Origin of the sequence: Lysobacter sp. GX 14042 (assembly GCF_021390425.1) — a bacterium.
Taxonomy (GTDB): Bacteria; Pseudomonadota; Gammaproteobacteria; order Xanthomonadales; family Xanthomonadaceae; genus Novilysobacter.
Genome location: NZ_JAJUWY010000001.1, coordinates 528,669 through 540,672, shown reverse-complemented (window position 1 = coordinate 540,672; position 12,004 = coordinate 528,669). Strand labels below are relative to the sequence as shown.

The 12,004-nt window shown below is 71.6% G+C and carries 12 protein-coding genes; 11 read left to right on the top strand and 1 reads right to left on the bottom strand.

What is annotated here, in order from left to right; translation table 11 throughout:
- The first annotated feature begins 10 nt into the window (after window positions 1-10).
- The 11 genes from LY625_RS02555 (at window position 11) to kdsB (ending at window position 10,629) form a co-directional block, all read left to right on the top strand.
- On the top strand, window positions 11-802 hold the full coding sequence (locus tag LY625_RS02555; RefSeq protein WP_233737422.1) for a succinate dehydrogenase iron-sulfur subunit: 792 nt from the start codon (window positions 11-13) through the stop codon (window positions 800-802).
- 2 nt (window positions 803-804) lie between these two features.
- Complete coding sequence (locus LY625_RS02550; protein WP_233737421.1) at window positions 805-1,068, top strand: succinate dehydrogenase assembly factor 2; 264 nt, start codon at window positions 805-807, stop codon at window positions 1,066-1,068.
- Window positions 1,069-1,117: 49 nt separating this feature from the next.
- The gene (locus LY625_RS02545) at window positions 1,118-1,486 is read left to right on the top strand and encodes a hypothetical protein (RefSeq protein ID WP_233737420.1); all 369 of its coding nucleotides are present in this window, start codon (window positions 1,118-1,120) and stop codon (window positions 1,484-1,486) included.
- Between the two features lie 6 nt (window positions 1,487-1,492).
- Window positions 1,493-2,737 carry a lipoprotein-releasing ABC transporter permease subunit gene (locus LY625_RS02540; protein WP_233737419.1) on the top strand — a complete coding sequence of 415 codons (1,245 nt, stop codon included), beginning with the start codon at window positions 1,493-1,495 and terminating at the stop codon, window positions 2,735-2,737.
- Window positions 2,730-3,425: a lipoprotein-releasing ABC transporter ATP-binding protein LolD gene (lolD, locus tag LY625_RS02535; protein ID WP_233737418.1), complete on the top strand. Its 696-nt coding sequence runs from the start codon at window positions 2,730-2,732 to the stop codon at window positions 3,423-3,425. Before LY625_RS02540 ends, lolD begins: the two co-directional genes overlap by 8 nt.
- Window positions 3,426-3,455: 30 nt before the next feature.
- On the top strand, window positions 3,456-5,867 hold the full coding sequence (locus LY625_RS02530) for a DNA internalization-related competence protein ComEC/Rec2 (protein ID WP_233737417.1): 2,412 nt from the start codon (window positions 3,456-3,458) through the stop codon (window positions 5,865-5,867).
- A gap of 62 nt (window positions 5,868-5,929) precedes the next feature.
- Window positions 5,930-6,592 (top strand): MotA/TolQ/ExbB proton channel family protein, encoded by a 663-nt coding sequence (locus LY625_RS02525; RefSeq protein ID WP_233737416.1) that lies wholly within the window; start codon window positions 5,930-5,932, stop codon window positions 6,590-6,592.
- 4 nt (window positions 6,593-6,596) lie between these two features.
- On the top strand, window positions 6,597-7,028 hold the full coding sequence (locus LY625_RS02520) for a biopolymer transporter ExbD (RefSeq protein WP_233737415.1): 432 nt from the start codon (window positions 6,597-6,599) through the stop codon (window positions 7,026-7,028).
- Window positions 7,025-8,791 carry a lipid A export permease/ATP-binding protein MsbA gene (gene msbA, locus LY625_RS02515; protein WP_233737414.1) on the top strand — a complete coding sequence of 589 codons (1,767 nt, stop codon included), beginning with the start codon at window positions 7,025-7,027 and terminating at the stop codon, window positions 8,789-8,791. Before LY625_RS02520 ends, msbA begins: the two co-directional genes overlap by 4 nt.
- Window positions 8,788-9,831 (top strand): tetraacyldisaccharide 4'-kinase, encoded by a 1,044-nt coding sequence (lpxK, locus tag LY625_RS02510; RefSeq protein WP_233737413.1) that lies wholly within the window; start codon window positions 8,788-8,790, stop codon window positions 9,829-9,831. The genes msbA and lpxK overlap by 4 nt, the downstream gene beginning before the upstream one ends.
- Window positions 9,832-9,858: 27 nt before the next feature.
- Window positions 9,859-10,629, top strand: a complete 771-nt coding sequence (gene kdsB, locus LY625_RS02505; RefSeq protein WP_233737412.1) for a 3-deoxy-manno-octulosonate cytidylyltransferase — start codon at window positions 9,859-9,861, stop codon at window positions 10,627-10,629.
- 6 nt (window positions 10,630-10,635) lie between these two features.
- Here the strand turns inward: kdsB and LY625_RS02500 are convergent, their stop codons facing one another.
- Window positions 10,636-11,931, bottom strand: coding sequence for a DUF445 domain-containing protein (locus LY625_RS02500; RefSeq protein WP_233737411.1), 1,296 nt, complete (start codon window positions 11,929-11,931; stop codon window positions 10,636-10,638).
- Window positions 11,932-12,004 lie beyond the last annotated feature (73 nt).

Here is a 12,004-nt window from a genome sequence, read left to right as displayed (position 1 = left end):
AGCGCAGACCATGGCCGAATTCAACCTTCCCAAGAACTCCCGCATCCAGAAGGGCCGCCACTGGCCGGCCGAGGGTGCCAGCCGCAAGCGCACCTTCAAGGTGTACCGCTGGAGCCCCGATGACGGCATGAACCCGCGGACCGACACCTACGAGATCGACCTCGACAAGTGCGGCCCGATGGTCCTGGACGCGCTGATCAAGATCAAGAACGAGGTCGACCCGACGCTGACCTTCCGCCGGTCGTGCCGCGAGGGCATCTGCGGTTCGTGCGCGATGAACATCGACGGCACCAACACGCTGGCCTGCACCAAGGCGATCGAGGACTGCGGCAAGGGCGACGGCGACGTGCCGATCTACCCGCTGCCGCACATGGAGGTGGTCAAGGACCTTGTGCCGGACCTGACCCACTTCTACGCCCAGTACGCCTCGATCAAGCCCTGGTTGCGGACCCAGAGCCCGCTGCCGACCGACCGCGAGCGCCTGCAGACCCCCGAGGACCGCAAGAAGCTCGACGGCCTGTACGAGTGCATCCTGTGCGCCTGCTGCTCGACCAGCTGCCCGAGCTACTGGTGGAACGGCGAGCGCTACCTGGGCCCGGCGATCCTGCTGCAGGCCTACCGCTGGATCGCCGACTCGCGCGACGAGGACACCGGTGCCCGGCTGGACGACCTCGAGGATCCGTTCAAGCTGTACCGCTGCCACACCATCATGAACTGCACCCGGACCTGCCCGAAGGGCCTGAACCCGGCCAAGGCGATCGGCGAGATCAAGAGGCTGATGCTCGAGCGCCGCGCGCTCTGACGATGGACGCTACGGGCGATGCCGACGAGGCCGAGCTGCGCCGGCTGCGCTGGAAATGCCGGCGCGGCATGCGCGAGCTCGACCAGTTGCTCGGCCGCTGGCTCGACCGCCGCTGGCGGGGCAGTCCTGCCGCCGAGCGCGGGATTTTCCTACGGCTGCTGGATACCGAGGACGATAAGCTCTGGCTCTGGTTGATGGGACGCGAGACCCCTGCCGATGCCGAACTTGCCGAACTGGTCCAGCAGATCCGCCAGCTGCCACCCTGAGCCGGCGCCGGAGGTCTTCCTCTGGCGCCCATCGCGCCAGCAGCGTCGCGTGACCGCGCTGCTGGTTGTTGGCGCGGTCGCCGCGCTGCTCCTGTCGGGACTCCCGATCGCGGCCGCCATTCCGGCGGCCGTCGCCGTGCTGGTGCGCGGCGCGCTGCTGCTGCGCCGTGACCTGCGGCCGGCGACGCTGCGGGTGGAGCTGTTCGCGGACACGGCCCGGGTCGACGGGGTGCCGGTGGAGGGCCTGTCGGTGGCCTGGCGCGGCCCGCTGGCGTTCATGCGCTGGCGTGGCCAAGGCGGACGCATGCAGCGGCGGGTGTGGTGGCCGGACGTGCTTGTGCCGGAAGCCCGGCGCCGGTTGCGGCTGGCCGCCGGGCAAGAATCCTCTTCGCCGGTGGTCGCATCGGTGGCACCATAGCGGCGCATGTTCAAGCCCATTCCTGCAGCCATCGGACTCCGCTACCTGCGAGCGAAGCGCCGCAACGGCTTTATCTCCTTCATCTCGCTGGCCTCCATCCTCGGCATTGCGCTGGGGGTGGCGGCGCTGATCACCACGCTGGCGGTGATGAGCGGCTTCCAGACCGAGATCCGCGACCGCATGCTGCAGATGGCGGCCCACGCCACCGTCAGTGCCTGGGGCGACCCGCTGGTCGACTGGCAGGGCGCGGTCGACCTGGCCCTGTCCGATCCGCGGGTCGCCGGCGCGGCGCCCTACGTGGAAAAGGAGGCCCTGCTCAACGGCCCGCGCCAGCAGCCGGCGATGGTCCGGGGCGTGGTTCCGGCCGACGAGCGCACCGTCGCGGTGCTTGGCGACAAGATGGTCGAGGGCGAGCTGGAGTCGCTGCAGCCGGGCAGCTTCAACATCCTGGTCGGGCGCGAGCTGGCCGCCTGGTTGGGCGTCCGGGCCGGGGATGACGTGGTGATGACCGTCGCCGAGTTCTCCAGCACTCCGGTGGGGGCGATGCCGCGGGTCAAGCGCTTCAAGGTCAGCGGCATCTTCGAGGTCGGCTACAACGAGTACGACCGCGGCATGGCCTTCGTCAGCATGGCCGACATGCAGCGCCTGCTGCGGATGGACACCGGCGTGACCGGAGTGCGGCTGCGGCTGCACGACATGGACCGGGCCGGCGACGTCGCCCGCGACCTGGCGCTGCAGCTGGGCGGCCCGCACCGGGTCAGCGACTGGACCACCGACAACGCCAACATGTTCCGCGCCCTGCGCATGGAGAAGACCATGATGGCGATCCTGTTGTCGCTGATCATCGCCATGGGCGCCTTCAACCTGGTGTCCTCGCAGGTGATGCTGGTGACAGACAAGCAGGCCGACATCGCGATCCTGCGTACCCTCGGGCTCAGCCCGCGCGGCGTGATGCAGGTGTTCATGGTGCAGGGCAGCCTGATCGGGGTGATCGGCACCGCGCTGGGCGTGGCCGGCGGCATCGTGCTGACGCTCAACCTGGAAAACATCCTGTTCGCGATCGAGAAAGTGTTCGGCGTGACCCTGCTGCCGTCGGACGTCTATTACATCACCGGCCTGCCGACCGAGCTCGAGCCGGCGGACGTCACCGCGGTCGCCCTGGTCGCGCTGGCGATGGCGTTCCTGGCCACGCTGTATCCCGCCTGGCGCGCCGCACGCATGCAGCCGGCGGAGGCGCTGCGCTATGAGTGAGGTGGTGATCGAATGCCGCGGGCTGGGCAAGACCTACCGCGAGGGCAAGCTCGTCACGCCGGTGTTCAAGGACCTGGACCTGGCGGTGGCGGCCGGCGAGACGGTCGCCATCCTCGGTCCGTCCGGGGCGGGCAAGAGCACCCTGCTGCACTTGCTGGGCGGCCTGGATACCCCGAGCGCCGGTGAGGTGCACGTCGCCGGCCAGCGCATGAACGGGCTTGGAGAGGCGGCCCGCGGGGTGCTGCGCAACCGCTCGCTGGGCTTCGTCTACCAGTTCCACCACCTGCTGCCCGAGTTCACCGCGCTGGAGAACGTGATGCTGCCGGTGCTGCTGGCAGGGCGCGGAATCCCGGAGGCCCGCGACCGGGCTCAGGCCCTGCTGGAGTCCGTGGGCCTGGAGCACCGGCTGGAGCACAAGCCCGGGGAGCTTTCCGGCGGTGAGCGCCAGCGTGCCGCGGTCGCCCGCGCCCTGGTGAACCGACCGGCCTGCGTGCTGGGCGACGAGCCCACCGGCAACCTCGACGAGAAGACCGCCGCGAAGGTGTTCGGGATGATGCTCGAGCTCAACCGTGACCAGGGGACCAGCCTGGTGCTGGTGACCCATGACCGCAGCCTCGCGCGGCGCCTGGACCGGGTGCTCGAACTGCACGAAGGCCGCCTGCGCCAATGGCAGGGCGAGGACGACTGACGCAAGGCAAGCGACCGCAAGGAATGCGCGATGAGCAAAGCGGCATGGACGCCGCAGTCCAGACAACCGGTGGTTTCCCTCGACGGCACGGCGGCCGCGGCTCCCGCGGCGATGCGCGCCCTGGGCGTGCCGGTGGCGGCCGCACTGCTGGGCGGCACCCTGGGGCTGCTGTTGCTCCCTGTCTTGCCCCCCTGGCCACTCCTGGCCGTCGCGCTGCTGGCCGGAGCGGCAGGGTGGTGGCGCGGGCGGCGCGCCCGCTGGCTGGGCGCACTGCTGTGCGGTTTCGGGCTGGCGGGCCTGCATGCCGGCTACGCGCTTTCGGTGCAGCTGCCGCCGGATGGACCGCTCGACCTGCGGGTCGCCGGCCGGGTGGTCGAGTTGCCCGACCACCAGGCGCGGCGCACCGCTTTCATGTTGCGCGTCCACGGCGGCAGCGCGCAGGACCCGCGTGTGCGTGGGCGCCTGCTGCGGCTGTCCTGGTACGACGGCTTTGACGGCAGCTCCTCCGGTCGCGACCGGTTGCGGGCAGGGCAGGACTGGGAATTCGACCTGCGCTTGCGACCGCCCGGCGGCCTGCGCAATCCCGGTGGCCAGGACAACGAAAAGCATGCCCTTGCCCGGCGCATCAGCGGCACCGGTTACGTCCGCGAGCCGGACGCGGCGCGGCCGCTGTCACCGCCGCGCGGCTTGCAGGCCTGGCGCGAGGCGATGGCCGACCGGATGGCGGCCGTGGTGCGGGGCGGGGGCGTGCGCCAGGTGCAGGCGCTGGCGCTCGGCGACACCCGTGGCCTGGCCGACGAGGACTGGCGGGTGCTGCGTGCCACCGGCCTGACCCACCTGATCGCGATCTCCGGCTTCCATGTCGGGCTGGTGGCCGGATTCTTCGCCCTGCTGGTCCGGGGGCTGTGGTGGTTGTGTCCCGCTTGTGCCCGCCGGGTCCCGACCCCGGTGGCGGCAGGGGTGGCGGCATTGTTCGGCGCGACCCTGTATGCGGCCGCGGCGGGCTTCGCGCTGCCGACCGTGCGTACGGTGCTGATGATCGCGGTGGTCGCCATGCTGCGCCTGCTGCGGCGGCGCAGTGGCGCCTTCGAGTCGCTGGCGCTGGCGGCGATCCTGATCCTGCTGTTCGACCCGCTGGCGGTGCTGGGCGCGGGGTTCTGGCTCAGCTTTGCCGGGGTGGCCTGGCTGGTCTGGTGCCTGCCGCGTGCCGGCCGCCAGCCATTGCGCGACCTGCTGGGAGCGCAGGGCGTGGCGACCGTCGGGCTGCTGCCGCTGACCGTGCTGCTGTTCAACCAGGCCTCGCTTGCCGGGCCGCTGGCCAACCTGGTGGCGATTCCGTGGTGGAGCCTGGTGGTGGTTCCGCTGTCGCTGCTGGGCACCGGGCTGGAGTGGCTGGCACCCGGCTCGGGCGGCTGGGCCTGGCGCCTGGCGGAATGGTGTTTTGCGGTGAGCTGGCCCCTGTTCGAGCGCATGGCGGCCAGCCCGCTGGCGCTGTGGTGGCTGCCCGAGCCGCACTGGGCGGCGGTGCCGCTGGCGCTGGCCGGCGCGTTCTGGTTGTTGCTGCCACGTGGACTGCCGGGACGCGGGCTGGCACTGCTGCTGTGGTTGCCGCTGCTGTGGCCGGACCGGAACCTCCCGGCGCATGGCGAGGCGGATCTGCACCTGCTCGATGTCGGGCAGGGCCTGTCGGTGGTGGTGCGCACGGCGGAACACGCCGTGCTCTACGACACCGGGCCGGCGGTGCCGGAGGGTTTCGACGCTGGTGAGCGGGTGGTGCTGCCGGCCCTGCATGCCCTGGGCGTCCGCAGGCTGGAACGGGTGGTGGTGAGCCATGCCGACGGCGACCACGCCGGCGGGCTGACCGCGGTCATGGCCGGGATGCCGGTGGCGCGGCTGGAGGCACCCGACGGCGCCGGGATCGAAGGCGCCGATCCATGCGAGGCGGGCAGGCAGTGGGAGCTCGACGGGGTGGGCTTCGGGTACCTGCATCCGCCGCCGCACTTTCCCTACCTGGGCAACGACGCCAGCTGCGTGCTGCGGATCACCACGGTCCATGGTTCGGTCCTGCTGCCAGGCGACATCGGCGAGGTCATCGAGCGCCGCCTGGCCGGCCAGCAGGCGCCTGGCGGCCGCTCGCTGGCGGCCGCCGAGGTCGTCGTCGTCGCCCACCACGGCAGCCGCAGCTCGTCGGACCCGGAGTTCGTGGCGGCTACCGGTGCGCGCCACGCGCTGGTCTCGGCCGGACACGGAAACCTGTTCGGCCACCCGCGGCCGGAAGTGGTCGAGCGCTGGTCGCAGGCCGGTGCCGGGGTGACCTCGAGTGCGGACGGCGGGGCGGTGCACGTACGCCTGGGTGCGCAGGGCATCGCGGTCCAGACGCGACGCAGTACCCATCCGCGGCTGTGGGATGCGCGCCGACGTGCCGCGGGCGTGCCGGACTGAGCGGGTGCCGCGTTATCCTATCGCGCCGATCGGGGGCCCTCCGGCCCCGCATGGAGATGGATGTGCTGGAACTGGTAAGGGCCGGCGGCTGGCCGATGATCCCGCTGCTGCTGCTGTCCGCGCTCGCGCTGGCCTTGATCGTCGAGCGTGCCTGGACCCTCAGGCGCGGCTCGGTGCTGCCGCCCGGACTCGGCGAGGAGGTCCGCACCTGGGCCGCCGGCGGGCGGCTGGACCCGGCGCATATCGAGTCCCTGCGCGGCACCTCGCCACTGGGGGCGCTGCTGGCCGCCGCACTGGAGGTCCGCCACCGTCCCCGTGACCAGGTACGCGAGCGGATCGAGGACGTGGGCCGCCACCTGGTGCACGCCATGGAGCGTTTCCTCAACACCCTGGGCACGATCGCCGCGGCCGGCCCGCTGCTGGGTCTGCTGGGCACGGTGATCGGAATGATCGAGATGTTCCTGGGGATCCTCGACTACGGCATCGGTGACGTGAACGAACTGGCCGGCGGCATCGGCAAGGCCCTGGTGTGCACCGCCGCCGGCATGGTCGTGGCGATCCCGGCGCTGTGGGCGCACCGCTGGTTCCGCGGCCGCATCGCCGGCTACATCGTCGACATGGAATCGGAGGCGATCCGCCTGCTGGACGTGCTCGACCCGGCCCCGGTCGCCGTGCCGGTGGCCGCCGGCGGGCACGGCATCAACCCGCCGGTCACCAAGGGCTGAGCGGATGCGGATCCGCGACCATCGCCGCGACGACGAGCCGGAGATCAACATGATCCCGCTGATCGACGTCATCCTGGTGATGATCATCTTCTTCGTCGTCACCGCGACCTTCGACGCGCGCTCGGTGATCCGGCTCGAGCTGCCGCGGGCCAGCGGCGAGCAGGCGGCCGCCGACCAGCCCCTGCTGCTGCTGGTCAACGCGCAGGGACGCTACTTCGTCGGCGACCGCGAGGTGCTGCGCGACGACGTGGAATCGCTCAAGGCGACCATCCGCGAGGTCGCCGGCGAGGACCGCGAGCGCCCGGTGATGCTGCGCGCCGATGCCCGCACCCCTTGGCAGTCGGTGATCACTGCCTATGATGCGTTGGGTCAACTCGGCTTCCGGACCATCATGAACGCCACGGCGTCACCCGACGTGGACGGGGCAGCGCCGTGAGCCAGCGGACCCTGCCGCAGACCGAGGCCACCCCCTGGCAGGTCTACCGCCGCCTGCTCGGCTTTGCCCGCCCGTACCGGCGGCTGCTCGCGTTCGCCAGCGTCGGCATGGTGATCGAGGCCATCGCCGCGGGCGCCTTCGCCAAGCTGATGGAGCCGGTGATCGATGTCACCTTCATCGACCGCGGTGCCGGGTCCAGCTACCTGCTGCCGGCGGTGATCGTGGTGCTGTTCCTGCTGCGCGGGGTCGCCGGCTACCTGACCGACTACAACATGGCCCGCGCCGGCCGCGGCATCGCGCGCGACTTCCGGGTCCAGGTACTGGGCAAGTACCTGCGCCTGCCGGGCCAGCGTTTCGACGCCGAGCCGGTGCCTTCGATGCTGGTGCGGCTGGGCTCGGACAGCGACCAGGTCGCGCAGGCCGCGATCGATGCGGTGAAGGTGATGCTGCAGCAGTCGCTGCAGGTGATCGCGATGCTCGCGGTGATGCTGTGGACCAGCTGGCAGGTGACCGCGGCGATCCTGGTGCTGGCGCCGCCGCTGGCCTGGGTGATGGACAAGGTCGGCAAGCGCTACCGGCGGTTGAGCCACCGCATCCAGGAAAGCGGCGCGGCGCTGATGCAGCAGGCCGACCAGGCCCTGGGCGGGCAGCAGGAGGTCAAGGTCTACGGTGCCCAGGCCGGCGAGCTGGCGCGCTACCGCAAGCAGGCCGACCACCACCTCAAGCTGAGCCTGAAGGTGGAATCCACCCGCAGCATCTCCTCGGCGATGGTGCAGATGATCGGCGCGGTCGGCCTGGCCGCGCTGCTGCTGCTGGCCGGCTTCGAGGCACAGGCTGGCCGGCTCAGTGCCGGCGGCTTCGTCGCCCTGATGATCGCGATGATGGCGATCATCCCGGCGTTGAAGTCGCTCACCAACGTGCAGAACATGCTCCAGCGCGGGGTGGCCTCGGCCGACCGGCTGTTCGCCATCACCGACGCCGAGGACGAGCCGGACCACGGCACCCGCCCGCTGCCGCGTGCCCGCGGGCTGATCGAGTTCCAGGACGTGGTCGCGCGCTACCCGGGGCAGGACCGGGCGGCGATCAACGGGGTCAGCTTCACCGCCGCGCCCGGCACCGTGACCGCCATCATCGGCCGTTCCGGGAGCGGCAAGTCCAGCCTGATCAAGCTGATCCCGCGCTTCTATGAGCCCGAATCCGGACACATCCTGCTCGACGGCCACCCGCTGCAGGACTACCCGCTGGCCGACCTACGCCGGCAGATCGCACTGGTCAGCCAGCAGGTGATGCTGTTCGACGGCAGCGTGGCCGCCAACGTCGCCTATGGCGAGCTGGAGCAGGCTCCGCCCGATGCGCTGGAACAGGCGATCCGCGGCGCCAATGCAATGGAGTTCGTCGAGCACATGCCCGAGGGCCTGGACACCGGCATCGGGGCCAAGGGCGGCCGGCTCTCCGGCGGCCAGCGCCAGCGCCTGGCGATTGCCCGGGCGATGCTCAAGGACGCGCCGGTGCTGATCCTCGACGAGGCCACCGCGGCCCTGGACACCGAGTCCGAGCGGCTGGTGCAGGATGCACTGGAGCGGTTGATGCCCGACCGCACCACACTGGTCATCGCCCACCGGCTGTCGACCATCGAGCACGCCGACCAGGTCCTGGTCATGGATGAAGGGCGCATCGTCGAGCGAGGCACCCATTCCGAATTGCTGGCGCGCGGCGGGCTGTACGCGCACCTGCACCGCATGCAGTTCCGCGAGGCGCAATGAGCCAGCCCCCCGCTGCGCGGCGAGAGCACCAGCCGCACTACTGGTACAGCGAAGTCCCCGTCCCGTTGCCGATGCGCCTGCTGTCGCTGGTCTACGGCGGCCTGAGCGGACTTCGCCGCCAACTCTATTCCGTCGGCCTGCTGCGGCGCCGCCATCCCGGCGTGCCGGTGGTGGTGGTGGGCAACATCACCGCCGGCGGCGCCGGCAAGACCCCGTTGACCATCGCCCTGGCCGAGCGGCTGCGCTCGGAAGGCTGGAATCCGGGCGTCGCGAGCCGTGGCTATGGTCGCGCCGAAGCCTCGCGGCCGATCTGGGTGGAGGCCGACACGCCGCCGGAGCAGGGCGGCGACGAGCCGGTGCTGATCGCCCGCCGCACCGGGGTGCCGCTGCGTGCCGACCGCGACCGCGCCGCCGCCGCGGCCGCCCTGGCCGGCGCCGGCTGCGACATCGTGCTGTGCGACGACGGCCTGCAGCACTACCGGCTCGACCGCGACATCGAGATCGAAGTGGTCGACGCACGCCGCCGCTACGGCAACGGCCGCCTGCTGCCCGCCGGTCCGCTGCGCGAACTGCCGGCCCGCGCCGCGCGCTGCGACTTCCGCGTGGTCAACGTCGCCGGTGCCAGGAACACCGGCGGCAACGGCGGCACCGCGACCGGCTTTGGCGAGTGGCCGATGCGGCTGGTGTTCGACCGCGCGGTGCCGGTGCGCGGCGGGCGCCCGCGCAGCCTGGAATCCTTCGTCGGCCACCGGGTGCATGCGGTCGCCGGCATCGGCAATCCCGAGCGCTTCTTCGGCATGCTGCGCGACATGGGCATCGCGGTGGTCCCGCACGCCTTCGCCGACCACCACCGCTACCGCGCCGAGGACTTCGAGTTCGGCAGCCCGTTGCCGGTGCTGATGACCGAGAAGGACGCGGTGAAGTGCGCCGGCTTCGCCACCGAGGCCTTCTACAGCGTGCCGATCCGGGCCGAGCTGCCGGAGGCGTTCTGGGTGGCGTTCCTCGACCGCCTGGACAGCGTCGCCTCGCCCCGCGCGTAGGGTGGCCGCCATGCAAGGCTCCGAGACATGAATTTTCCCGATTTCGTTGTCGCGATTCCCGCCCGGCACGACGCCACCCGGTTGCCGGGCAAGCCGCTGCGCCTGCTCGCCGGCGAGCCGCTGGTGCTGCACGTGGCGCGCCGGGCACTGGCCTCGGGTGCCCGCGAGGTCTGGGTGGCCGCCGATGACGAGCGCATCGTGCGGGCGCTGGAGGGCAGCGGCGTGCAGGTCGCGCTGACCGCCACCAGCCACGCCTCGGGGACCGACCGGCTGGCCGAATGCGCGCGGATCGCCGGCTGGGACGACGACCAGGTGGTGGTCAACCTGCAGGGCGACGAGCCGTTCGCGCCGGCCGCCGGGATCCGCGCGGTGGCCTCCCTGCTGGTCTCCAGCGGGGCGGAGATGGCGACCTTGGCCACGCCGGTCGGGGACCTCGCGACCCTGCGTGATCCCAACGCGGTGAAGCTGGTCCGCGCCAGCTCCGGCGATGCGCTGTATTTCAGCAGGGCGCCCGTGCCGTGGCCGCGCGACGACTTCGCCCGCGACCCGGAGCGGATGCCCGGCGGCGACCATTGGCTGCGGCACATCGGCATCTATTGCTACACCGCCGGCTTCCTGCAGCGTTTCGCCTCGCTGTCGCCGGGCCGGCTGGAGCAGGTGGAGTCGCTGGAGCAACTGCGCGTGCTGGAGGCCGGCTTCCGCATCGCCGCCGGCCTGACCCCCGAGCCGTTCCCCCCGGGCGTGGACACCCCCGAGGACCTTGCCCGCGCCGAGGCGCGCCTCACCGCAAACGGGTAGGGCGCATCAAAGGGTGGCGAGGTATCCGAGCAGGTGCCGGATGCCGAACAGCAGCCCGCCGATCAGCGCGCCGATCGCGGTGCCGTTGTAGCGGATGTACTGCAGGTCGCTGCCCACGCTCAGTTCCAGCTCGTTGACCAGCTCGTCGGTGTCCCAGCGGCCGATGCGCTCGACGATGAAGTCGCGGATGCCGCCGCGGTAGCGCTCGACCAGCGGTCCGGCCGCGTCCGCCAGCCAGCGGTTGATCCACTCGCGCATCGCGGCATCGGCCGACAGCCGCTCGCCGAATACCTGGGCCGCGCGGCTCGCCCGCGCCGCGACCCGGGAGTCCTCGCGTGCCAGGTCCTCGCCCAGCCAGGCGAGCACCTGGTCCCACAGGCCGCGCACGTAGCGGGGCAGGGCGGGGTCGTCGAGCAGCCGGTCGCGCAGTTCCCCGACCCTGTGCCGCAGCACGTCGTCATGATGCAGGCGGTCGATGAAACCTTCCACGTAGCCGTCGAAGCGCAGCCGCATGTCGTGCCGGGGATCGGTCGCCATCTGCTCGACCAGGTCGGCGACGCCGGCCACCACCCGCGCGGCCAGCTTGCGCGCCACCGGCTCGTCCAGCCCGGTGATCCGCAGCACCGACCACATCTGCGGGCTGATCCGGGCCGCCAACAGGTCCTGGGTCGCCGGGTCGGCGAGGAAGCCGCCCATGTCCCGCAGCACGCTGTCCAGCAGCGCCTGGTGCCGGCGCTGGTGGGTCATCAGTTCCAGCACCTGCGCCACCAGCGTGGCCAGGTCCATGCGCCGCAGCTGCTCGCGGGTGAGCCGTTCCAGGAAGCCGTACAGGCGCTCGCTGTCGAGCAGGGCCAGTACGTGCGGGGACAATTCGACCACCAGCTTGCCGGCCCGGGCCGCATGCCGCGGGTCGGCCAGGGCATGGGCCAGCCGCCAGGCCGGATCGAACTCCTCCAGCTTGCGCACCACCTCGCGGCGGTCCAGGAAGTGTTCGCAGATGAAATCCGCCAGCGCCCGGCCGAGCTGCTGCTTGCGGCGGGGGATGATCGCGGTGTGCGGGATCCAGCGTTGTCCCAGTGGGTGGCGGAACAGCGCCACCACTGCGAACCAGTCGGCGAGCCCGCCGATCATCGCCGCCTCGGCCATCGCCACCACCAGGGCCAGGGCCCAGTACGGGTGGTGCAGCTCCAGCCAGCTGCCGGCCACGAACACCAGTGCCGCCACCAGCAGCATCGCCACGGCGATGCGCTTGCGGCGGGCCAGCGCGAGCGCGCGGGGGAAGGGCGGGTCGGCAGGAGCCATGCGCCGATGATTGCAGCCGCGGCGTGGACGGCGCCACTGTGCGGCGGCTGAACGCGGCAGGCCGGCGGCGCCG

What these genes read in the sequence shown, in the direction of transcription:
- LY625_RS02520 (WP_233737415.1), top strand. Translation starts at nt 6,597, where the DNA reads ATGCGGATCCGCGACCATCGCCGCGACGACGAGCCGGAGATCAACATG.
- LY625_RS02550 (WP_233737421.1), top strand. Translation starts at nt 805, where the DNA reads ATGGACGCTACGGGCGATGCCGACGAGGCCGAGCTGCGCCGGCTGCGC.
- LY625_RS02500 (WP_233737411.1), bottom strand. Translation starts at nt 11,931, where the DNA reads ATGGCTCCTGCCGACCCGCCCTTCCCCCGCGCGCTCGCGCTGGCCCGC.
- lolD (WP_233737418.1), top strand. Translation starts at nt 2,730, where the DNA reads ATGAGTGAGGTGGTGATCGAATGCCGCGGGCTGGGCAAGACCTACCGC.
- LY625_RS02530 (WP_233737417.1), top strand. Translation starts at nt 3,456, where the DNA reads ATGAGCAAAGCGGCATGGACGCCGCAGTCCAGACAACCGGTGGTTTCC.
- lpxK (WP_233737413.1), top strand. Translation starts at nt 8,788, where the DNA reads ATGAGCCAGCCCCCCGCTGCGCGGCGAGAGCACCAGCCGCACTACTGG.
- LY625_RS02540 (WP_233737419.1), top strand. Translation starts at nt 1,493, where the DNA reads ATGTTCAAGCCCATTCCTGCAGCCATCGGACTCCGCTACCTGCGAGCG.
- kdsB (WP_233737412.1), top strand. Translation starts at nt 9,859, where the DNA reads ATGAATTTTCCCGATTTCGTTGTCGCGATTCCCGCCCGGCACGACGCC.
- LY625_RS02555 (WP_233737422.1), top strand. Translation starts at nt 11, where the DNA reads ATGGCCGAATTCAACCTTCCCAAGAACTCCCGCATCCAGAAGGGCCGC.